A 19,989-nucleotide genomic window follows, 5' to 3' on the forward strand; every position below is an offset into this window, starting at 1 on the left:
TCCCCGACCCTTCCCCCATCAAGGGGGAAGGGAGTTTGCCTCAGCCGACCTTCACGCCCGTCATGGAAATCGCCGCGAACACATCATCGGTGAAGAAGCTCACCGGTTCGCCAGCCGCCTGCGCGCCGAGCACATACAATAGCGGCAGATAATGCTCGGCGCTGTTGATCGAGATCTCCGCATCCGGGCCCAGGCTCCGCCAGTCGATCAGCGGATCATGATCCCCCGCCGCGATCAGCGCCTTGGCATTCTCATTGAACCGATCCGCCCACTCCGGCGCCTCGGGCCGGCGGAAATCGGCGGCCCGCAGGTTATGGACGATGTCGCCGCTGCCCATGATCAGCACGCCCTCGTCCCGCAGAGCCGCGAGACGACGGCCGGCCTCGTAGTGCCAGCGGTTGTCCCGCCCACGATCGATGCTGAGCTGCACCACCGGCACGTCGGCGTCCGGATACATCGGCTTCAGCACGCCCCAGGCGCCGTGGTCCAGGCCCCGCGTCGGGTGCTGCACGACCACGTCCGGCGACAAGAGCTCCGCCACGCGCCCAGCCAGCGCCGGATCGCCCGGCGCGCGGTACTGGACGTCGAACAGCGCCTGCGGGAAGCCGCCGAAATCGTGGATGGTCTCGGGCGCCGCCGAACTGCTCACCGCCGAGGCGCCGCGCGTCTCCCAGTGGGCGCTGACCATCAGCACGGCCTTGGGACGCGGCAGGGTGTCGCCCAGCCGGCGCCAGTCGCGGCTCCAGGCGTTGTCGTCGATGGCGTTCATCGGCGAGCCGTGGCCGACGAACAGGACGGGCATGCGGGACATGGCGGAACCTATTGGAAACAGTAGAAGTTGCAGATAGTGGCCGTGACGCCATACCGCAAGACGACCTTCCGGAGACGGCTTTTCCGGGCGCGACGCCTTTGTTATGGCGGGACCCGTGACCGCTCCGCTTTCCCCCGATCCAGTCCCGGACGCCGACGAACCGCAAGCCGCGGTCGTCCTGGAACGCCCCGACAAAGAGGCCGTGCGGGGCGGCGCGCTGGATTTCCTGCGCTTCCTCGCCTCGCTGCTGATCGTCGTCTACCACTACGGCGCCGAGAGCCCGATGCGGATCGAGCGCTTCGGCCAGGTGTTCTCGCGCGGGTTCCTGGCCACCGACTTCTTCCTGATGCTGAGCGGCTATGTGCTGGGCCGGGCCTATGGCGGCTCGGTGCTGAGCGGGCGGGTCAGCCCCTTGCGCTTCTGGATGCGCCGGGCCGGGCGCGTGTGGCCGGGGCACCTGGTGGTGCTGGGCTTCCTGGCCGTGCTGGTCCTGATCCTCAACACCGTCGGCACCGACGCCCACAAGCCCAGCCGCTTCGCCTGGGATCAGCTGCCGGCCCAGGCCTTCCTGGTCCATGCCTGGGGCTTCACCAGCGACGGCTGGAACCTGCCCAGCTGGTCGCTGTCGGCGCTGATCGTCTGCTACGCCCTGTTCCCGGTCTTCTGGAAGACGGTCAGCAAGGTGCGCCACGCCTGGGTCCTGCCGCTGGGCGCGGCGGCGATCCTGGGGGTGTTCGAGGTGATCGCCCGCCACGTCTTCCACCACGCCTTGCCGGACCTGCAGTTCCAGTACGGCGTCGTGCGCGCCCTGCCGCTGTTCGTGCTGGGCGTCTGCCTGGCCCGCGCGGTCGACATGCGCTGGCCCTCGGAGACGGCGGCCAAGGCGCTGCTGTGGGGCGGCGTGGCCCTGCTGGTCATCACCCAGCCGCTGGACCGCTACGCCCTGCCCGACACCTGGATGTTCGACGCCCCGTCGCTGCTGGCCATCGCCATGATCGTGCTGGGCGCCGGCCGCCTGCCGGTCAGGCATCCCCGCCAGTGGATCGAGGAGGGCGCCAAGCTGTCCTTCGCCCTGTTCATCACCCACATCTTCGTCGGCGTGATCTACTGGAGCGCCGTCCACGCGCTGATCGACACCGTGCCGATCGGCATCGGCTGGCAGTGGCTGATGTGGCTGGCCGGCTTCCCGATCGCCTACGGCTTCGCCTGGCTGTTCCACACCTATGTCGACCAACCGCTGCAGGACCGCATCCAGCCGCTGCTGCGGCGATAGGGATCAGGCGCCGGCGCGGCCGAAACGCTGGCGGTAGACGCCCGGCGCCAGGCCGGTGATCCGCGCGAACACCCGCCGGAACGACGCCGGATCGCTGTAGCCGACATCCCAGGCCACCTTGTCGACATTCAGCGAGGCGCTCTCCAGCAGGGCCCGAGCCCGCTCGATCCGCAGGTGCTGCTGATAGGCGTTGGGCTTCAGGCCCGTGGCCTTGGCGAAGCGCCGCGTGAAGGTGCGCTCCTCCAGCCCGGCCAGGCGCGCCAGGGCCGTGACGGGCAGGCCTTGAGCCTCGGGCGTCCGGAGGTGTTGCTGGACCTTCAGGATGGGGTCGTCGCCATGATCCAGGCGGGGCGAGAAGGCGCTGTAGTAGCGCTGCTCGCGGCTGGGCGGGTCGATCATCATGAACCGCGCCGTCTCGACCATGGCGGCGGGCCCCAGCAGGCGCTCGACCAGGGTCAGGCCCAGGTCCATCCAGGCCATCATGCCGCCGGCGGTCAGCACGCGGCCATGGTCGATGACCAGCGGATCGGTATCGACCGTGACGGCGGGAAAGCGGTCGGCCAGGGCGTTGGCGAAGGCCCAGTGCGTCGTGGCTCGCCGCCCGTCCAGCAGGCCGGTCTCGGCCAGCAGGAACGTGCCGCCGCACACCGCCGCCAGCGTCGCGCCGGCCGCCTCGCGACCGCGCAGCCAGTCCGCCAGCCGCTCGGTCGAGGCGTCGCGGGTCGGCGGCGCGTGGCAGGGCGGCACGATGACGATCAGAGGCTCGCCGTCCGGGCCTGGCGCGCTGTCGAAGCCGCGCCGCACCCCGCCGTCCTCGGCCAGACTGTAGTGCGAGAGGCGGATCAAGGGTCCCGCCGCGCCGGGCGGCTTGCGGGCCAGGTCGTCGGCGAAGGCGAACAGGTCGGTCAGCCCGTGGACGGCCGCCATCTGCACCTGCGGGTGCAGCAGCAGGGCCACCTCGGCGGGCTGGTCCGGACGCGCCATTTGTCGCTTTCGCCTTGGTGATTGTCGGTTCCGCCGATCCATACCAGCGGGTCGGAGAACTATCTCCCCGAAAGAAGGCGAACGGCCTTCGGGCGGCAGGAGCCTCGCCATGTCCGACATCTCATCGCCGCGCTACGACGCGCTTCGCGGCCGCTTTCCCAACCTGCCCGAGACGCCGGTGATCGTCCGGGCGTTCGAGCATGTCCGCCAACTGATGCCGGCGGTGCTGTTCAACCACGTCGTCCGCTCGTGGGTGTTCGCCGTCCAGGTCGCCGAGCGCAGCGGCCTGGCCTATGACGCCGAGGTGCTGGCCGTGGCGACGCTGTTCCACGACCTGGGCCTGACGCCGCACGGCGAGGGTCCCCATCGGTTCGAGGTCAACGGGGCCAACCTGGCCATGAGCTTCGCCCGCGAGCAGGGCTTCGACGACCGCCGCGCGCAGCTGGTCTGGGACGGCGTCGCCCTGCACGCCACCCCGTCGATCGGGGTGTTCAAGGAGGCCGAGGTCTCGCTGTGCGCGCGCGGCATCGGCGTCGACTTCGGCGCGCCCGACCACGCCAGCTTCCCGCCCGCCGAGATCGACGCCATCGTCGAGGCCCTGCCGCGGCTGGACATGAAACAGGCCTTCAAGACCTGCGCCTGCCACCTGGCCCGCACGGCGCCCGAGGCCAACTACGACAACTTCGTCCGCGATTTCGGCGAGCGGTTCGTGCAGGGCTATGCGGCCACGTCCTGGGTCGAGCGGATCATGGAGGGGCCGTTCGCGGAATAGCCCAGCGGTCTCGCCAATGTCGCGCGGGAGCGCTAGACGCTCCTGCATGACCAGACACATCCCCCTCCAAGGCGTCGAGAACTTCCGCGATTTCGGCGACTATGCCGCGGGCGAGGGGCGCCTGAAGAGGGGCGTGCTGTTCCGCGCCGCCCACCAGGCCGAGGCGACGGACGCCGACCTGGAAACCCTGGCGGCGATGGGCATCGTCACCCTGGTCGACCTGCGCCGACCCAACGAGCGCGAGCGTTCGCCCTCGCGCCGCTGGACGGGTTTCGCGGCCCAGGTGATCGACAACGACCTGGGCGTCACCGGCGTCGATCCCTGGTTGGAGTTCATCACCAGCACCGACCTGACCGTCGAGACCGTCCATGACTACATGGACGAGTACTACCGTCGCCTGCCGTTCAAGGAACGGCACATCGACCTCTTCCGCCGCTACTTCCTGGCGCTGGCGGAAGGCAAGGGCCCGGCCCTGATCCACTGCGCGGCGGGCAAGGACCGCACCGGCGTGCTGGCCGCCCTGACCCACCACATCGCCGGGGTGAGCGACGACGATGTCATCGACGACTACCTGCTGACCAACGACCCCACCCGCTTCGACCGGCGCGGGGCGATGTTCATGGACCACATCCAGGGCATGACCGGCCGCCGCCCGGACGAAGCCGCCATGCGCGCGGCCATGGGCGTCGAGGCGCGGTACCTGGCGGCGGCGTTCGAGGTGATCAAGGCCGCGCACGGGGGGCTGGACGGGTATCTGGAGCAGGCGGTGGGGATCGATGCGGCGACGCGGGAAGCTGTCAGAGCTCATATTCTGCTCTAATCGCCACTCACGTTTGTCATCCCGGAAAGCCCGCAGGGCTTGTCCGGGACCCAGGGGCGGCGCGCGCAGCGCTTCGTCACCCCCTGGGTGCCGGCTCTACGCTTCGCTTCGGCCGGGATGACAAGGTGGGGAGGTGACAAACGCCCGTTTAAGGTCCAGCCTCACCCGACGGCCCCACCAGAGGGCCAGGCGTCATCAGGGTGCGGTATGAGCGAGTTGGCGGGCGCCCCTCCGGGCTTGAGCGAAGTCGTGGCCGAGGACGAACTGGTCCCCGCGCCCAAACAGAAGCTCTCCCGAAGCGCGCTCAGCTGGATCCTGCACCAGGGCTCGCGCGATCCGTACGTCATCCTGGTCACCATCTACGTCTTCTCGCCGTACTTCTCGCGGGTGCTGGTCGGCGATCCGGTCAAGGGCCAGGCGACCGTCGCCGACATCTCCACCGTCTATGGCCTGCTGACCGCCGCCCTGGCGCCGATCCTGGGCGCCTCGATCGAGCGGTACGGGCCGCGCAAGCCGTTCATGGCCGGGATCCTGGCGATCATGGCCCCGCTGCTGTTCGCCCTGTGGCTGGCCAAGCCCGGCGGCTTGCCGGTCGATCTGGTGGGCCTGGCTTTGATCGTCCTGGGCGTGGCCTATAACTGCGGCGACGTGCTCAACAATTCGCTGCTGGCGCGCTCGGCGGGGAAGGGCCAGGAGCCGGTGCTGTCGGGCCTGGGCTATGCGCTCGCCAACGGCCTGTCGGTGTCCCTGCTGATCTTCGTGATGTGGGCCTTCGTGCTCCCGGGCCTGGTGCCCTGGTCGTTCGTGCCCAGCGCCCCGCTGTTCGGCCTCAACCAGGCCGAGCACGAGCCCAGCCGCATCGTCGGCCCGCTGTCGGCGGCCGTCATGCTGCTGGGCGCGATCCCGTTCTTCCTGTGGACCCGCGACGCCCCCCGCACCGGCGTCTCGCTGGGCGCGTCGATCAAGGAGGGGATCCGGCTGATCCTCGACACCTTCGGCAACCTCAAGGGCCATGCCGACGTCGCCAAGTTCCTGGGCGCGCGGATGCTGTACTGCGACGGCATGACGGCGCTGCTGATCTTCGGCGGCCTGTTCGCGGCCGGCCTGATGAAGTGGGGCGAGCTGGAGATGCTGGCCTACGGCATCTCGCTGTCGATCTTCGGCGTGTTGGGCGGGCTGATCGCGCCGTGGCTGGACAAGACCCTGGGGCCGCGCCGGGCGATCCAGGTCGAGGTCGGGGTCTGCATCCTGGTGCTGCTGGGCACGCTGGGCATGGGCCGCGAGAAGATTCTCTATTTCTGGACCTGGGACGCGGCGACCCACCCGGCCGTCTGGAACGGTCCGCTGTTCCGCACCCTGCCGGAGATCATCTATCTAGGCCTGGGCCTGCTGATCGCGGTGTTCGTCACGGCGCAATACGCCTCGAGCCGCACACTCCTGGTGCGCCTGGCGCCGCCGGACCGGATGGCGGCGTTCTTTGGCCTGTTCTCGCTGTCGGGCACGGCGACCATGTGGCTGGGCTCGCTGCTGGTGGCCCTGGCGACCAAGGTGTTCGCCAGCCAGGTGGCGGGCTTCATCCCGATCGCGGGGCTGCTGGCCCTGGGGCTGGTGGGGTTGTTCACGGTGAAGGGCGGCGAGCGGGAGACTCAGCACTAGCCCCCACCTGACCTGCTCCGCAGGTCTGTCCGCCCCCAAGCGGGGCGGAGAGCTAAGCGCTGCCCGCCCGGGCCTTCCCTCTCCTCCCCCTCTTGGGGGAGGGGGACCGGCGAAGCCGGTGGAGGGGGCCGGCTCCGCCTGCTAAACCCCGCCCATGCGCCGCGTCGCCCTCATCACCGCCCCCTGGCGCGAGCCGGTGTGGGCGCTGGCCCCGTTCCGGGACGAGGCGTATGCCTGCGCGCTGGTCACCGGTGGGAGCGGGCGGTGGTCCTATCTGCTGCGGCAGCCGGATCAGACGTTCGACGTCGCCGCTGATCCGTTCGCCGCGCTGACCGACCTGCTCGGCCCCCGCTTGCCGGCCGTCCCCGAAGGTCCGCCATTCCAGGGCGGCGTCGTGGGCTTGGCGGCCTATGAACTGGGCGACCATGTCGAGGCGCTGGACCTTCCCCGCACCGCCTGGCCGGACCTGACCTGCGCCCGCTATCCGGCCCTGCTGGCCTTCGATCACCACGCGCGGCAGGTCGTCGCGGTCGGAAGGGGCGAGACCGACGCTCAGGCCCAAGGCCGCGCCCGCGACGCCCTGGCCTGGCTCGACGCCTCGGCCGACCAGCCAACCTTCGAAGGCCCGTTGTGCCCGAACCTCACGGCCTCCGACGGCGAAGCCTACGAGGCCGTCGTCGCCGAGGTGGTCACACGCATTCTGGCCGGCGAGATCTTCCAGGCCAACATCGCCCGCGCCTGGACCGGACGCCTGGCCGCCGGCGCTGACCCCTTCGACCTCTTCACCCGTCTGCGCGGTCAGAGCCCGGCGCCGTTCTCGGCCTATCTCCGCCTGCCGGGGCGGGCTCTGGTCTCCAACTCGCCCGAGCGCTTCCTGAAGGTGGATGCGACCGGCGCCATCGTCACCCAGCCGATCAAGGGCACGCGGCCTCGGGGTCGCGACGCCGTCGAGGACCACGCTCTCGCCGCCGAGCTCCTGGCCAGCGACAAGGACCGGGCCGAGAACCTGATGATCGTCGACCTGATGCGCAACGACCTGGCGCGCGTCAGCCCGCCGGGCAGCGTCAAGGCCCCGGAGCTCTTCAAGGTCGAGAGCTTCGCCAACGTCCATCACCTGGTCTCGACGGTGTCGGGCCAGCTGGCCCGCGGCCGCACCGTCGCCGACCTGCTGCGGGCCAGTTTCCCGCCGGGCTCGATCACCGGGGCGCCCAAGGTCCAGGCGATGAAGGTCATCGCTGGCCTGGAACCGCCGCGCGGACCCTATTGCGGCTCGCTTTTCTGGGCCGGCTTCGACGGGGCGTTCGACTCCAGCGTGCTGATCCGCACAGTCGGTCTGGTCGAGGACGGCCAAGGCTGGACGCTGGAGGCTCGCGCCGGAGCCGGGATCGTCGCCGACAGCGACCCGTATGGCGAGCGCCTGGAGACCGAGGCCAAGATCGCCGCGCTGAAGAGGGCCCTGACCGAATGATCCCACAGAACGACCGTGGCCTGCTGCTGGGCGAGGGCCTGTTCGAGACCCTGCTGGCGACGGACGGCGATCTGCCGCATCTGGCCGCCCACCTCGATCGCATGGCCGCCGGCTGCGCGCTGCTCGACCTGCCGTTTGTCCGCGCCGAGGCCGAGCGCCGGGTGCGCGACGCCACGCCGGGGGAGGGGCGGTTCGCGGTCCGCCTGACCCTGACCGCCGGCTCGGGCGGACGTGGGCTGGACCAGCCGGCCGTGCCGCTGCCACGCCTGTTCGCCACGGCCGCGCCGGCCGCGCCGGTCGTCGAGCCGGCAAGCGCGATCGTCGCGACCACGCGCCGCAACGAGGGCTCGCCGGCCTCGCGGCTCAAGACCCTGAGCTATCTCGACAACGTCCTGGCCCGAGCCGAGGCCAAGGCCGCCGGCGTCGACGAGGCGGTGATGCTGAACAATCGCGGCGAGATCGCCTGCGCGGCGGCGGCCAACATCTTCTGGGTCGAGGACGGGCGGCTGTTCACCCCGCGCTTGGACTGCGGCGTGCTGGCGGGGATCACCCGGGCGCGGCTGCTGGCGCTGGAGCCGGTCGAGGAGGTCGCGGCCGGGGTCGAGGCGCTGGACCGCGCGCAGGCCGTGTTCCTGACCAACAGCCTGATCGGCGTTCGGCCCGTCTCGACGCTGGGCGAGCGCGTCTTCGCGCCGCACCCGCTGGTGGAACGCTTGGCTAGAGCGTGGTGATCCAGGCCACCGCGTCGGTGCGGCGCGGGCGCAGATAGTAGGTGCGCTTGAAGGTCATGGTGGTCGGCATGACCAGCTTGATCGGCGAGGTGTAGTCGTAGCTGGCCTTGGCGACGATGATGCTCTGGCTGGCCGGCAGCGCGCCGACCGGGATGTCGGTGACGGTGATGCCCGACTTGGCGGGGCAGCCGGTCATGCCGGCACCGGCGGCGTTGGGCTGCACCCAGGCGACCGTGTCCTTGCCCTTGTCGTCCGAGGTGACGCTGTAGACGCACATCTTCAGCGTGGCCGTCGGGTAGGGCGCCATGATCAGGTTCCCGATGTTGAAGTTGTCGTTCATCTTCAACGGGCCGGTCTGGGTGCCCTGGGCCACCAGGTCCCCGATCTGCGAGGTCAGGTTCGACAGACGCCGCTGGGCCATCATGGCCTGGGTCGTCTCGGCGAAGCCGCAGTACATCAGGATCAGCACTGGGGCGATCAGGGCGAACTCGATGGCCGTGACGCCCCGGCGATCACGCCAGAACGTCTTCCACGAGGTCTTCTTCAGGGCGCGGGGCGGGCGAGCGGTCATGGGTCGTACGGCTCGTTGGTGAAGGCGGTGGCGGCGTAGATGATCCGCTTGCCGCCGGAACTTTGCAGACCGGTCTGCAGCAGCGGCGTGACCAGCGGCCAGGTGTAGTAGGCGCGGATCAGCACGATCGAGCCGGCCGTGCCGGGGCTGAACTGCATGGTGGTCGGCACCGTGCCGGTCGCGGCCGACGAGCTGTTGCTGGCCGAGTAGTCGGCATAGGTGCGCACGTCGAGCTGCAGCGCGCTGGCGCAGCTCATCGAGCCGATCACCCCGATCTTGTTGCAGACGGCGGTCTTGAAGGTGGCGGACGTGCCGCCGGTGGTCTGCACCTCGCCGGTGCGGATGGTGCGGCCCACGTCGATGATGGCGTTCTCGAGCAGCAGCGAGACCAGGAACGCCAGGCCCAGCTCGATCATCGCGAAGATGAGCATCAGGAACGGCATGAAGACCAGGGCGAACTCGACCGCCGTGGCCCCCTGCTCGGCGCGCGTGAAGCGGCCGGCCAGGCGGGCCAGCCGACGTCGGGCGCGAACGGGGATGAAGCTGTAGGCCATGCGGCGCGCGGACCCTGAATTGATCGTCCCGCAGGTTAGTCGAGCGATCCTACCAACTGGTTAGGCTGACTGGCCAACGGGAGTGAGAACGCGCGCCCGCGTATGTGAGGGCGTGTGTGAGGGCGCTTACGGCGTGCCCGAGGCGGTCGGGGCCGCGGCCGCGCCGCCCGGCGCCGCGGCGGCCGCCACGCGGGTGCAGCGGCTGGCGCAGGCATAGCCGGCGCCGGTGACGCCGCGATAGATGGTCACGCCGCTGTCGCCGGCTTCCGAGACCACCACCTGGCGCGCGGCCAGGGTGCGGCCGCCGGCCCCGAAGATCATCAGGGCGGTGACACCCGGGCGCTTGCCCATGACCAGCAGGGTGCGCTCGTTGACGATGCTGATGTCGGCGACCGCCGGATCGGCGACCACGACGTCGCGCACCGCGCCGCCCACGGTCACATAGGAGGTCTCGCCCTGGCCGATCGGCAGTTCGACGGAGGCCGGCGTGACCGGCAGGGCGCCCGTCTGGGCGTTGGCGGGGGCGCTCGCGAGAGGGCCCGAGAGGGTCAGCGCGGTGGCGATGGCGAGCGAAAAGCGACGCATGGGGTTTCCGATCTGGGATCCGAATGTTCCTCAGCATCACTTTGTTTGGTCAACAAAAGACTAAAGCTCGACTGCGTGCGTCCAAGCGCCGCTTGAGAAAGTCCTTGATTCAGAAGGGATTGGGCTCGTTTGTCGCGCCCATGGTTAAGAACAAATAACGGTAAATACAAATAAACCAAAAGAAAAATACGCGAAACTATTCGCTGTTTACTGGCCATTAAGTGAGGTGGGCGAAATTGATCGTGTTTTCGGGGGTGACCAAGTCGTTCGGCTTGAAGCCTCAAATCAACCAGCTTTGGTTTTTAGGAGATCAAGACATGACGAAGTTTGTCACTCGCTTCCTGAAGGATGAATCGGGCGCCACGGCCATCGAATACGGCCTGATCGCGGCTCTGATCGCCGTCGTCATCATCTCGGGCGTCACCCTGCTGGGTAACAACCTGAACGCCAAGTTCACCTCGATCGCCGGTAAGGTCTCGGCCGCTGGCGGCACCTGATCCGAGGCACTACGCGCTCGAAAAAAGAAGGGTCGAGGCTCACGCCTCGGCCCTTTTTTCTTTGCGTGGAGGCGGACGTCATCCCGTTGGCGGGAAACGATTACTTCACCCGTACGCCTCAAGATGGGGCGATCAGAACCGAGCCCAACCGAGCCTAAGAAGGCGCGAGACCATGCAAGCCATCCAGATCCCGCTGCTGCTGATCTTCCCGATCCTGGCCATCCTGGGCGGGCTCAAGGACTTGACCAGCTACACGATCCCCAACTGGATCTCGCTGGCCCTGATCGCGGCCTTCTTGCCGACCGCGCTCATCTGCGGCGCGCCTCTGGCCCAGATCGGCCTGTGCCTGGCCGTGGGCGTCGGCGCGCTCGTCCTCGGAATGGGGATGTTCGCCGCAGGCTGGATCGGCGGCGGCGACGGCAAGCTGTTCGCGGTCTGCGCCCTGTGGATGGGCTGGCCCGGCGCCTTCATGTTCCTCGTCTATACCGGTCTGGCGGGCGGCGTCCTGACCCTGGCCATCCTGACCCTGCGCTCGGGCTACCTGGCTCCGGCCGTGGCCGGCGGGCCGTCCTGGCTGCGCAAGCTGGGCTCGGAAGGCGGCGACCTGCCCTACGGCGTCGCCATCGCCATCGGCGCCCTCTGGGCCTTCCCGCAAGGCGCCCTGGCCGTCGCCGCCCTGGGTTGAGACTCCTTATAGTTGAGCCCGGCCGCGCACTGACTCATCCCGCGACACCCTGCCGCGTGTTCCGTTCCGCGAACGGCGAAAACTTTTAGCAGCCGTTAACCATGCACAGGCGAGCATGGGACGTGGCCAGAAAGGCTGACTGACGAATCGTGCGCCTCGCCGAATTGGCGGCCGCTCGGCTCCCCCTAGAGTTTCAGCCCGCGCCATGAGCCCCGTTCGTCTCCTGATCGTCCTGATCGCCGCCGTCTCGGCCATCGGCCTGGCCGTGGTCCTGCAGCGCGCGTTGGGCGGCAAGCCGGCCGCGCCGGCCGCCGCCGCGGCCCCGGCGGCGCCGGGCAAACCCATGACCCAGGTCCTGGTCGCCAAGCGCGACCTGCCGATCGGCACGCGCCTGGTGGCCGCCGACGTCGCCTGGCAGGCCTGGCCCTCCGACGCCATCAACAGCGCCTTCATCACCAACGGCGCGGCCCCGGCCGCTCCCGACGGCAAGGTCGAGGCCGCCAAGGCCGCCGTCAGCGGCGCCGCCGACCAGATGATCGGCGGCGATCCCGCCAAGGTCGTCGAGGGCGCGATCGTCCGCGACCCCGTCCTGACCGGCGAGCCGATCACCAACCGCAAGATCGTGCGCGGCGGCGAGGGCGGTTACCTGTCCGTCGTCCTGACCCCCGGCAAGCGCGCCATGGCCGTGCCGGTCACCTCCGAGACCGCGGTCGGCGGCTTCATCCTGCCCGGCGACCGCGTCGACGTGCTGACGACCCGCGAACTGCAGGACGCCAGCCCGACCGGCGGCGGCAACAAGACGATCCGCGCCGAGACGGTGCTGCAGAACATCCGCGTGCTGGCCCTGGACCAATCGACCTCCGCCGAAAAGGACGCCAAGTCCATCGTCGCGGCCACCGCCACCCTCGAGGTCGGCCCGGCCGACGCCGAGGCCCTGGCCCGCGCCAAGGCCAGCGGTCCGATCACCCTGGCCCTGCGCGCCTATACCGACCTGGGCGGCCCCTCGGGCATGACCGGCGCCAAGTCCGTCGCGCCCGCCGCCGCCGAAGAACCCGTCATCCGCATCAATCGCGGCGGTCAGACCACCAGCGTTCCGGTGCGTCCATGAGCCGTCCGGTGAAAGTCGCCATGCACCCCAAGCGCCGCATCCTGACGGCCAATCTGGCCGTCCTGCTGGGCCTGTCCTCGACCGCGCCGGCTTTCGCCGACGGTCCGGTGGGCGGCTCGCACGTCTATCGCCCCGCCGCCCGCGTCTCGCGTCCGGCCCCGGCTCCGGTCCTGCCGGCGATGCCGATGGCCCCGCCGCCGCCGGTCGGCGAGCAGGTGACCCGCATCGTCCTCAACGCCGACCAGAGCGCCGCGACGGTTGAGCTGGTCCGGGGCAAGTCGGCGATCATCGAGCTGCCCAGCGACGTCCGCGACCTCTTGGTCACCAACCCGCTGGTGGCCGACACCGTGCTGCGCGACAAGCGCCGCGTCTATGTGCTGGGCCTGACCGAGGGCGTCACCGACGCGGCCTTCTTCGACGCCGCCGGCCGCCGGATCGTGTCGCTGAACATCCGTGTGGTGCAGCCGGTCGAGCAGCTGGCCACCACCCTGTCGCGCGTGCTGCCCGACGCCAAGATCCACGTGCAGCCGATCCGCGACAGCGTCGTGCTGACCGGCACCGTCCGCAACGCCTCGGAATCCGACGCGGTCTCGCGCATCGCCGCCCAGTTCACCGGCAAGCCGGAGAACGTGCTGAACATGCTGACCATCGCCGGCAAGGACCAGGTGATGCTGCAGGTCCGCATCGTCGAGGTGCAGCGCAACGTCATCAAGCAGCTGGGCGTCGACCTGAACGCGGTGCTCGGCCAGCTGGGCGAGACCCAGTACAAGTTCGGCCTGACCCCGACCTTCGGCGTCAACGGCAGCCTGCTGGGCGGCGCGATCGGCGGCTACCAGAGCGACACCACCAAGCAGCCGCAGGTGCTGCACTACAACCCCCTGACCGGCAAGTACGACCTGCCGGCCGTGGACCGCGAGAGCGACATCGCCACGGTCCAGAACACCGCCGGCAGCGCGGGCCTGAACTCGGCCAAGGGCATGATCCAGGCGTTCGAGCGGGTGGGCCTGGTGCGCACCCTGGCCGAGCCGAACCTGGCCGCCGTGTCCGGCGAGGCCGGCCACTTCCTGGTCGGCGGCGAGTTCCCGGTCCCGACCGGCAACGACGACACCGGCAAGGTCTCGATCGAGTTCAAGCCGTACGGCGTGGGCCTGGGCTACACCCCGGTGGTGATGTCGGGCGGCCGCATCTCGCTGAAGATCTCGACCGAGGTCTCCGAGCTCTCCAACCTGGGCGCCTTCTCGCTCAGCAACGGCACCAGCGCGACGCTGGTGGTGCCGGGCCTGTCGGTCCGCCGCGCCGAGACGACGGTCGAACTGCCCTCGGGCGGCTCGTTCATGATCGCCGGCCTGCTGCAGCAGACCACCAAGCAGACCATCGACTCGGTGCCGGGCATGACCTCGATGCCGATCCTGGGCTCGCTGTTCCGGTCGCGCGACTTCCTGAACGGCCAGACCGAGCTGGTGATCATCGTCACCCCCTACATCGTCGACCCGACCCGTCCGCAGAACCTGCAGACGCCGGCCGACGGCCTGGAGTTCGCCAGCGACATGAGCACGGTCCTGCTGGGCCGGCTCAACAAGGTGGTCAAGGCGCCGGCCGGCGCCAACGCGGGGCGCGCGTACCAGGGCCCCGTCGGCTATGTGATCGAGTAGGACGCCGCCATGACGCACAAGCCTTTCGTCAAGACCGTCCTCGTGGCCCTGGCCATGTCGGGCCTCGCCGCCTGCGCCACGACGCCGCCCGACGAGGGCCCGTCGAAGACCGCCGCGACCGACACCCAGCAGTGGATGGACCGCATCAAGGTCACCTCCGCGCCGGACGAGATCGTGCTGGCTCCGCACGCCACGGGCCTGTCGGCCAACCAGTCGGCCGCGCTGGAGGCCCTGGTGAGCCGCTGGCTCGACGCCGAGGCGCGCGAGCTGGTCGTCACCACGCCCAACGACGCCGGCGCCATGGCCACCCAGATCCGCGATCGCCTGATCACCCTGGGCGCGGCGGGCTCGCGCGTGCGGGTCGTCGGCTTCACCCCGGCCGGTCCGGACGACGCCACCATCCGCGTCGGCTTCCTCCGCTACGAGGCCGAGAAGATCAGATGCGGCGAGCGGTGGGAGAACCTGACCGCCACCCGCAACAACACCGCCTATGACAATTTCGGCTGCGCCATCGCCGCCAACCTGGCGGCCCAGGTCGCCAATCCCGAGGACCTGGTCCGGCCGCGCGACATGACGCCGCCCGACACCGGCCGTCGCGGCAACGTGCTGGGCCTCTACCGCAAGGGCGATGTGACCAGTTCCAAGAAGGATGAGCAGGGCAACGCCACGCTCACGAAGGCGATCCCGTAATGCGGCCCTCCGACAACGACCCCTTCGATCTGGGCTTCGACGCCGCCGACGAGTTCACGACCGGCGCGTCCGATCCCTGGCGCGCGTCCGCGCCGCCGTCGCTGAACCCCGCCGTGGGCGGCTTCGACGACCCGTTCGCCGACTTCCCGCCGGCGCGCCCGGAGGCGCCCCAGGCTCAGGTCCAGCCCCAGGCCCCGCGTCCGGCCCAGCCCCAGATGCAACGCGCCCCCCAGCCGCAACAGCAGCCGCGGGCCGTCCAGCCCCAATCCCAGCCGCAGCGCGCGCCGCAGCCGGCCGTCGCCGCCGCCTATGAGGATCACGATCTGGACGTCGCCGAGGTCGCACCGGCCGCGCCGGTCTATCACGAGCCCATCGCCGACGGCGGCATGGGCGACGCGGCTATCCCGCGCATCACCATCCACGCCTTCTGCGCCCGTCCGGAAACGGCGGCCATGGTCGAGCACGCCGCCGCGGACCGCCGCATGGCCCGGGCCTCGACCATCGTCCGCGACGGCGGCCTGGAAGCGGCGGTCGAATACTACCAGAACCAGCCGACGCCCTCGCTGGTCATGGTCGAGACCAATGACAGCGCCCAGCGCCTGCTGCACCTGCTCGACAGCCTGGCCCAGGTCTGCGACCCGGGCACCAAGGTCGTCGTGCTGGGCCAGACCAACGACATCGCCCTCTATCGCGAGCTGATGCGTCGCGGGGTCAGCGAGTACCTGACCCAGCCGCTGGGTCCGTTGCAGGTGATCCGCGCCGTCGGCGGCCTCTATGCCGACCCGTCCGCGCCGTTCATCGGCCGCCAGATCGCCTTCGTCGGCGCCAAGGGCGGGGTGGGGGCCTCGACGCTCTCGCACAACTTCGCCTGGGCCATGGCCGAGAAGATGCAGACCGCCACCGTGCTGGTCGACCTCGACTTGGCCTTCGGCACCGCCGGCCTCGACTTCAACCAGGACCCGCTGCAGGGCGTGCTGGACGCGCTGAGCCAGCCCGACCGCCTGGACCCGGTGCTGATGGACCGGATGATGGTCCGCTGCGGCGACCGCCTGTCGCTGTTCGCCGCCCCGGCCTCGCTGGACGACGACTACGAGTTCGGCGCCGACGCCTATGAGGAAGTGACCCAGAAGATTCGCGGCGCCGCGCCCTTCGTGGTGCTGGACATCCCGCACGTCTGGAACGCGGCCTCGCGCCGGGTGCTGGTGGGCTCGGACGACCTGGTCGTGGTCGCCACGCCGGATCTCGCGTCCCTGCGCAACGCCAAGAACATCATCGACCTGGTCAAGGGCTCGCGCCCCAACGACGTGCCGCCGCGCCTGGTGCTGAACCAGGTCGGCGTGCCCGGCCGTCCGGAGATCCCGGTCAAGGACTTCGGCGAGGCCCTGGGCGTCCAGCCCTCGCTGGTGCTGCCGTTCGACCCCAAGCCCTACGGCATGGCCGCCAACAACGGCCAGATGTTGGCCGAGGTGGCGCCCAAGTCGAAGGCCGCCGAGGGGCTGGAGCACCTGGCCCGCCTGATCAGCCGCCGCGAGCCGCCGCCCTCGCAAAAGTCTTCCGTGCTCTCGGGCCTGTTCAAGAAGAAATAGATGTTCGGCAAGCGCGATCAGTCAGCCCCCGCCGAACAGAAGGCGCCGCCCCCCGCCCCGGCGGGCGGCGCGGCCATCGCCACGCGTCCGCAGCGGGTCGAGCCCGCCGCCGCCGCGCCCGCCCCGACCGCGCCGGCCCCCAAGGTCAACAGCCCGTCCGCCAAGGGCGCCGCCGCGCCCAAGGCCACGGTCGGTCTCGACCAGCTGCGCGCCGCGCAAGGCGTCGCCGCCGCCCAGACGACCAACATCGTCCGTGAGCAGAGCGACTACTACCACGCCACCAAGACCACGATCTTCAACGCCCTGCTGAACACCATCGACCTGAGCCAGCTGGCCCAGCTCGACCAGAAGCAGGCGGCCGAGGAAATCCGCGACATCGTCGCCGAACTGGTGGCGATCAAGAACGTCTCGATGTCGGTCTCCGAGCAGGAGCACCTGGTTCAGGACATCATCAACGACGTCCTCGGCTATGGCCCGCTGGAGCCGCTGCTGGCCCGCGACGACATCGCCGACATCATGGTCAACGGCGCGCACCGCGTGTTCATCGAAGTGGGCGGCAAGGTCCAGCTGACCAACGTGCGCTTCCGCGACAATCTGCAGCTGATGAACATCTGCCAGCGGATCGTCAGCCAGGTCGGCCGCCGCGTCGACGAAAGCTCGCCGATCTGCGACGCCCGCCTGCCCGACGGCTCGCGCGTCAACGTGATCGCGCCCCCCTTGGCTCTGGATGGTCCGACCTTGACCATCCGGAAGTTCAAGAAGGACAAGCTGACCATGAAGAACCTGGTGGAGTTCGCCTCCATCAGTCCGGAAGGGGCGCGGGTCCTGGGCGTCATCGGCGCCTGCCGCTGCAACATCGTCATCTCCGGCGGTACGGGCTCGGGCAAGACCACCTTGCTCAACACCATGACCGCCTTCATCGACCCCACCGAACGGGTCGTGACCTGCGAAGACGCCGCCGAACTGCAGCTGCAGCAGCCGCACGTGGTGCGCCTGGAAACCCGTCCGCCGAACCTGGAAGGCTCGGGCGCGATCACCATGCGCGACCTGGTCAAGAACTGTCTGCGGATGCGTCCCGAACGCATCATCGTCGGCGAAGTCCGTGGCCCGGAGGCGTTCGACCTCCTGCAGGCCATGAATACCGGCCACGACGGCTCGATGGGCACGCTGCACGCCAACAGCCCGCGCGAAGCCATCAGCCGTATCGAGTCGATGATCACCATGGGCGGCTACGGCCTGCCCTCCAAGACCATCAAGGAGATGATCGTCGGCTCGGTCGACGTCATCGTCCAGGCCGCGCGCCTGCGCGATGGTAGCCGTCGCATCACCCACATCACCGAGGTGGTCGGCCTGGAAGGCGACGTGATCGTCACCCAGGACCTCTTCGTCTACGAGATCACCGGCGAGGACGAGGCGGGCAAGGTCGTGGGCAAGCACCGCTCGACCGGCATCGCCCGCCCGCGCTTCTGGGATCGCGCCCGCTACTACGGCCTGGAGCGCGAGCTGGCCGAAGCCCTCGACGCGGCGGAGTAGGCGGCGATGCTGTTCATCCTGGCCGGGATCCTGGGCTTCATCACCATCGCCGGCCTCGGCTTCGCCTTCGCGGGTGGGGACAACAGCTCGGCCAAGGCCGCCAAGCGCGCCCAGCTGATCGCCGGGGGCGGCGAGCGCCAGGTCGCCGTGCGCGCCAAGGCCGCCGCCAACACCCCCGACGCCCGTCGCCAGAACATCCTCAAGGCGCTCAAGGAACAGGAGCGCAAGCAGAAGAAGGCCACGCTGAGCATCAGCGCGCGCATGCTGGCCGCGGGCCTGGGCCAGAACGTCAAGATGTTCTGGATCATCAGCGGCGTCCTGGCCGTGATCGTCGCCCTGATCGTCATCATCCTGGGCCAGAACCCGCTGTTCGCCCTGCTGGGTGGTTTCGCCGCGGGCCTGGGCCTGCCGCGCTGGGTGCTGGGCTTCCTGGCCAAGCGGCGGATCAAGAAGTTCACCGAGACCTTCTCCGACGCCATCGACATCATCGTGCGCGGCGTCAAGTCGGGCCTGCCGGTCCACGACTGCCTGAAGATCATCGGCAAGGAGAGCCCCGAGCCCCTGGGCGGCGAGTTCCGCACCCTGACCGAGAACATCGCCATGGGCGTGCCGATGGATGCGGCCCTGGAGAAGATGTACGAGCGCATGCCCACCAGCGAGCTGCGCTTCTTCTCGATCGTGCTGGGCATCCAGGCCAAGACCGGCGGCAACCTGGCCGAGGCGCTGGGCAACCTCTCCACCGTGCTGCGCGCGCGCAAGCTGATGAAGGAGAAGATCAAGGCGCTGTCGGCCGAAGCCATCGCCTCGGCCTCGATCATCGGCTGCCTGCCCCCGGGCGTCGTTGGCCTGATCAGCGTCACCTCGCCGGCCTACATGAAGCCGATGTTCAGCGACCCGCGCGGTCACCTGATGATCCTGTTCGGGGTCGTCTGGATGTCCATGGGCATCCTGGTGATGCGCAAGATGATCAACTTCAAGTTCTAGGGGGCCGCCGTGAGCATCGTCGAGACCCTGACCAATCCCTCGAACCTCCTGACGGCGTTCATCGCCCTGGTGACGTTCGCGACCATCATCACCCTGGCCTCGCCGGCGCTGCGCAACAACAGCCTCGAAGGCCGCCTGAAGTCGGTGGCCAACCGCCGCGAGGAACTGCGCCGCCGCTCGCGCCAGAACATCGCCACGCGCGGCGCGGCGCCCGGCGCCAGCACCCTGCGCCACCAGGACGAGGGCCTGTACAAGAACGTCGTGGACCGGCTGCAGCTGTCGCGGCTGCTGGAGGATCCCAAGGTCGTCGACAACCTGGCCCAGGCCGGTTTCCGTGGCCCGCGTCCGGTGACCACTTTCTACTTCTTTCGCTTCGTGGCGCCGTTCGTGTTCGCCGCGGTGGTGGGGTTCTATCTCAACGTCGTCAACGACTTCGGCTTCCTGCCGATCCAGAAGCTGTGCGCCTGCGTGGCCGCCCTGGCGGTCGGCTACTACGCGCCCAACGTCTACATCAGCAACGTCGCCCAGAAGCGCCGCGAGTCGATCGTGGCGGCCTTCCCGGACTCGCTGGACCTGCTGCTGATCTGCGTCGAAAGCGGCATGTCGATCGAGGCGGCCATCCAGAAGGTCGGCGCCGAGGTCGGCGGCCAGTCGATGGAGCTGGCCGAGGAACTGTCCTTGCTCACCGCCGAGCTGTCCTACCTGCCCGACCGTCGCCAGGCCTATGAGAACCTGGCCCGCCGGACCAACCATCCGGGCATCAAGTCGGTGGCCACGGCCATGATCCAGGCCGAGCGCTACGGCACGCCGCTGGGTACGGCCCTGCGCGTCATGGCCAAGGAAAACCGCGAACTGCGCCTCTCGGCCGCCGAGAAGAAGGCCGCGGCCCTGCCGGCCCAGCTGACCGTGCCGATGATCCTGTTCTTCCTGCCCGTGCTGTTCGTCATGATCCTGGGCCCGGCGATCATGAAGGTGCAGGACATCTACGGGAAGCACTAGGCTTCCTCCGCTCCGCCCCCTCCACTCCAC

Annotated in this window: 20 protein-coding genes; 15 read left to right on the forward strand and 5 right to left on the reverse strand. The window is 69.4% G+C overall.

The features are described from left to right. Positions 1-40: 40 nt before the first annotated feature. Positions 41-811: a 4,5-DOPA-extradiol-dioxygenase gene (gene ygiD, locus AC07YH_RS19160; protein ID WP_494748549.1), complete on the reverse strand. Its 771-nt coding sequence runs from the start codon at positions 809-811 to the stop codon at positions 41-43. A gap of 115 nt (positions 812-926) precedes the next feature. Between ygiD and AC07YH_RS19165 the strand changes: the two genes are divergently transcribed. Further along, positions 927-2,084, forward strand: a complete 1,158-nt coding sequence (locus AC07YH_RS19165; protein WP_494748550.1) for an acyltransferase family protein — start codon at positions 927-929, stop codon at positions 2,082-2,084. 3 nt (positions 2,085-2,087) lie between these two features. Here AC07YH_RS19165 and AC07YH_RS19170 read toward each other — a convergent pair whose 3' ends face one another. Then, positions 2,088-3,068 carry a GlxA family transcriptional regulator gene (locus tag AC07YH_RS19170; RefSeq protein WP_494748551.1) on the reverse strand — a complete coding sequence of 327 codons (981 nt, stop codon included), beginning with the start codon at positions 3,066-3,068 and terminating at the stop codon, positions 2,088-2,090. 109 nt (positions 3,069-3,177) lie between these two features. On the opposite strand from AC07YH_RS19170, the gene AC07YH_RS19175 reads away from it, so the two are divergent. From AC07YH_RS19175 to AC07YH_RS19195, 5 genes are all read left to right on the forward strand, one after another. Beyond that, the gene (locus tag AC07YH_RS19175) at positions 3,178-3,840 is read left to right on the forward strand and encodes an HD domain-containing protein (protein ID WP_494748552.1); all 663 of its coding nucleotides are present in this window, start codon (positions 3,178-3,180) and stop codon (positions 3,838-3,840) included. A gap of 46 nt (positions 3,841-3,886) precedes the next feature. Then, entirely contained in the window at positions 3,887-4,660 is a 774-nt protein-coding gene (locus tag AC07YH_RS19180) for a tyrosine-protein phosphatase (protein WP_494748553.1), read from the forward strand. Between the two features lie 207 nt (positions 4,661-4,867). After that, positions 4,868-6,316, forward strand: a complete 1,449-nt coding sequence (locus AC07YH_RS19185; protein ID WP_494748554.1) for an MFS transporter — start codon at positions 4,868-4,870, stop codon at positions 6,314-6,316. A 154-nt stretch (positions 6,317-6,470) separates the two neighbouring features. Next, positions 6,471-7,784 (forward strand): aminodeoxychorismate synthase, component I, encoded by a 1,314-nt coding sequence (gene pabB / locus AC07YH_RS19190; protein WP_494748555.1) that lies wholly within the window; start codon positions 6,471-6,473, stop codon positions 7,782-7,784. Then, positions 7,781-8,515 (forward strand): aminotransferase class IV, encoded by a 735-nt coding sequence (locus AC07YH_RS19195; protein WP_494748556.1) that lies wholly within the window; start codon positions 7,781-7,783, stop codon positions 8,513-8,515. Before pabB ends, AC07YH_RS19195 begins: the two co-directional genes overlap by 4 nt. On the opposite strand, the gene AC07YH_RS19200 is transcribed toward AC07YH_RS19195, so the two are convergent. The 3 genes from AC07YH_RS19200 to AC07YH_RS19210 all read right to left on the reverse strand — a co-directional run bounded on the left by AC07YH_RS19200 (position 8,502) and on the right by AC07YH_RS19210 (position 10,225). Next, positions 8,502-9,086: a TadE/TadG family type IV pilus assembly protein gene (locus AC07YH_RS19200; protein WP_494748557.1), complete on the reverse strand. Its 585-nt coding sequence runs from the start codon at positions 9,084-9,086 to the stop codon at positions 8,502-8,504. The genes AC07YH_RS19195 and AC07YH_RS19200 overlap by 14 nt on opposite strands. Then, on the reverse strand, positions 9,083-9,640 hold the full coding sequence (locus AC07YH_RS19205) for a TadE/TadG family type IV pilus assembly protein (protein WP_494748558.1): 558 nt from the start codon (positions 9,638-9,640) through the stop codon (positions 9,083-9,085). The genes AC07YH_RS19200 and AC07YH_RS19205 overlap by 4 nt, the downstream gene beginning before the upstream one ends. A gap of 126 nt (positions 9,641-9,766) precedes the next feature. Beyond that, positions 9,767-10,225 carry a pilus assembly protein N-terminal domain-containing protein gene (locus tag AC07YH_RS19210; RefSeq protein ID WP_494748559.1) on the reverse strand — a complete coding sequence of 153 codons (459 nt, stop codon included), beginning with the start codon at positions 10,223-10,225 and terminating at the stop codon, positions 9,767-9,769. A 317-nt stretch (positions 10,226-10,542) separates the two neighbouring features. On the opposite strand from AC07YH_RS19210, the gene AC07YH_RS19215 reads away from it, so the two are divergent. The 9 genes from AC07YH_RS19215 to AC07YH_RS19255 all read left to right on the forward strand — a co-directional run bounded on the left by AC07YH_RS19215 (position 10,543) and on the right by AC07YH_RS19255 (position 19,959). Further along, a complete protein-coding gene (locus tag AC07YH_RS19215; RefSeq protein ID WP_494748560.1) occupies positions 10,543-10,722 on the forward strand; it encodes a Flp family type IVb pilin in 180 nt (59 codons plus the stop codon). Between the two features lie 172 nt (positions 10,723-10,894). Then, positions 10,895-11,407: an A24 family peptidase gene (locus AC07YH_RS19220; RefSeq protein ID WP_494748561.1), complete on the forward strand. Its 513-nt coding sequence runs from the start codon at positions 10,895-10,897 to the stop codon at positions 11,405-11,407. 205 nt (positions 11,408-11,612) lie between these two features. Beyond that, entirely contained in the window at positions 11,613-12,515 is a 903-nt protein-coding gene (gene cpaB / locus AC07YH_RS19225) for a Flp pilus assembly protein CpaB (protein ID WP_494748562.1), read from the forward strand. Then, a complete protein-coding gene (locus tag AC07YH_RS19230) occupies positions 12,512-14,167 on the forward strand; it encodes a type II and III secretion system protein family protein (RefSeq protein ID WP_494748563.1) in 1,656 nt (551 codons plus the stop codon). The genes cpaB and AC07YH_RS19230 overlap by 4 nt, the downstream gene beginning before the upstream one ends. Positions 14,168-14,176: 9 nt before the next feature. Continuing rightward, positions 14,177-14,857: a CpaD family pilus assembly lipoprotein gene (locus tag AC07YH_RS19235; RefSeq protein WP_494748564.1), complete on the forward strand. Its 681-nt coding sequence runs from the start codon at positions 14,177-14,179 to the stop codon at positions 14,855-14,857. Further along, positions 14,857-16,443, forward strand: a complete 1,587-nt coding sequence (locus AC07YH_RS19240; RefSeq protein ID WP_494748565.1) for a CpaE/TadZ family protein — start codon at positions 14,857-14,859, stop codon at positions 16,441-16,443. The genes AC07YH_RS19235 and AC07YH_RS19240 overlap by 1 nt, the downstream gene beginning before the upstream one ends. Further along, positions 16,444-17,976 carry a TadA family conjugal transfer-associated ATPase gene (locus AC07YH_RS19245; protein ID WP_494748566.1) on the forward strand — a complete coding sequence of 511 codons (1,533 nt, stop codon included), beginning with the start codon at positions 16,444-16,446 and terminating at the stop codon, positions 17,974-17,976. Between the two features lie 6 nt (positions 17,977-17,982). Continuing rightward, positions 17,983-18,960: a type II secretion system F family protein gene (locus tag AC07YH_RS19250; protein WP_494748567.1), complete on the forward strand. Its 978-nt coding sequence runs from the start codon at positions 17,983-17,985 to the stop codon at positions 18,958-18,960. 9 nt (positions 18,961-18,969) lie between these two features. Next, positions 18,970-19,959, forward strand: coding sequence for a type II secretion system F family protein (locus AC07YH_RS19255; protein ID WP_494748568.1), 990 nt, complete (start codon positions 18,970-18,972; stop codon positions 19,957-19,959). Positions 19,960-19,989: the final 30 nt, after the last annotated feature.

This window comes from Caulobacter sp. GW456-12-1-14-TSB4 (assembly GCF_059424195.1).

Excerpts from the sequence above, each read along its gene's own strand:
- ygiD (WP_494748549.1), bottom strand. The coding sequence starts at position 811 with ATGTCCCGCATGCCCGTCCTGTTCGTCGGCCACGGCTCGCCGATGAAC.
- AC07YH_RS19170 (WP_494748551.1), bottom strand. The coding sequence starts at position 3,068 with ATGGCGCGTCCGGACCAGCCCGCCGAGGTGGCCCTGCTGCTGCACCCG.
- AC07YH_RS19175 (WP_494748552.1), top strand. The coding sequence starts at position 3,178 with ATGTCCGACATCTCATCGCCGCGCTACGACGCGCTTCGCGGCCGCTTT.
- AC07YH_RS19180 (WP_494748553.1), top strand. The coding sequence starts at position 3,887 with ATGACCAGACACATCCCCCTCCAAGGCGTCGAGAACTTCCGCGATTTC.
- AC07YH_RS19185 (WP_494748554.1), top strand. The coding sequence starts at position 4,868 with ATGAGCGAGTTGGCGGGCGCCCCTCCGGGCTTGAGCGAAGTCGTGGCC.
- pabB (WP_494748555.1), top strand. The coding sequence starts at position 6,471 with ATGCGCCGCGTCGCCCTCATCACCGCCCCCTGGCGCGAGCCGGTGTGG.
- AC07YH_RS19195 (WP_494748556.1), top strand. The coding sequence starts at position 7,781 with ATGATCCCACAGAACGACCGTGGCCTGCTGCTGGGCGAGGGCCTGTTC.
- AC07YH_RS19200 (WP_494748557.1), bottom strand. The coding sequence starts at position 9,086 with ATGACCGCTCGCCCGCCCCGCGCCCTGAAGAAGACCTCGTGGAAGACG.
- AC07YH_RS19205 (WP_494748558.1), bottom strand. The coding sequence starts at position 9,640 with ATGGCCTACAGCTTCATCCCCGTTCGCGCCCGACGTCGGCTGGCCCGC.
- AC07YH_RS19210 (WP_494748559.1), bottom strand. The coding sequence starts at position 10,225 with ATGCGTCGCTTTTCGCTCGCCATCGCCACCGCGCTGACCCTCTCGGGC.
- AC07YH_RS19215 (WP_494748560.1), top strand. The coding sequence starts at position 10,543 with ATGACGAAGTTTGTCACTCGCTTCCTGAAGGATGAATCGGGCGCCACG.
- AC07YH_RS19220 (WP_494748561.1), top strand. The coding sequence starts at position 10,895 with ATGCAAGCCATCCAGATCCCGCTGCTGCTGATCTTCCCGATCCTGGCC.
- cpaB (WP_494748562.1), top strand. The coding sequence starts at position 11,613 with ATGAGCCCCGTTCGTCTCCTGATCGTCCTGATCGCCGCCGTCTCGGCC.
- AC07YH_RS19230 (WP_494748563.1), top strand. The coding sequence starts at position 12,512 with ATGAGCCGTCCGGTGAAAGTCGCCATGCACCCCAAGCGCCGCATCCTG.
- AC07YH_RS19235 (WP_494748564.1), top strand. The coding sequence starts at position 14,177 with ATGACGCACAAGCCTTTCGTCAAGACCGTCCTCGTGGCCCTGGCCATG.
- AC07YH_RS19240 (WP_494748565.1), top strand. The coding sequence starts at position 14,857 with ATGCGGCCCTCCGACAACGACCCCTTCGATCTGGGCTTCGACGCCGCC.
- AC07YH_RS19245 (WP_494748566.1), top strand. The coding sequence starts at position 16,444 with ATGTTCGGCAAGCGCGATCAGTCAGCCCCCGCCGAACAGAAGGCGCCG.
- AC07YH_RS19250 (WP_494748567.1), top strand. The coding sequence starts at position 17,983 with ATGCTGTTCATCCTGGCCGGGATCCTGGGCTTCATCACCATCGCCGGC.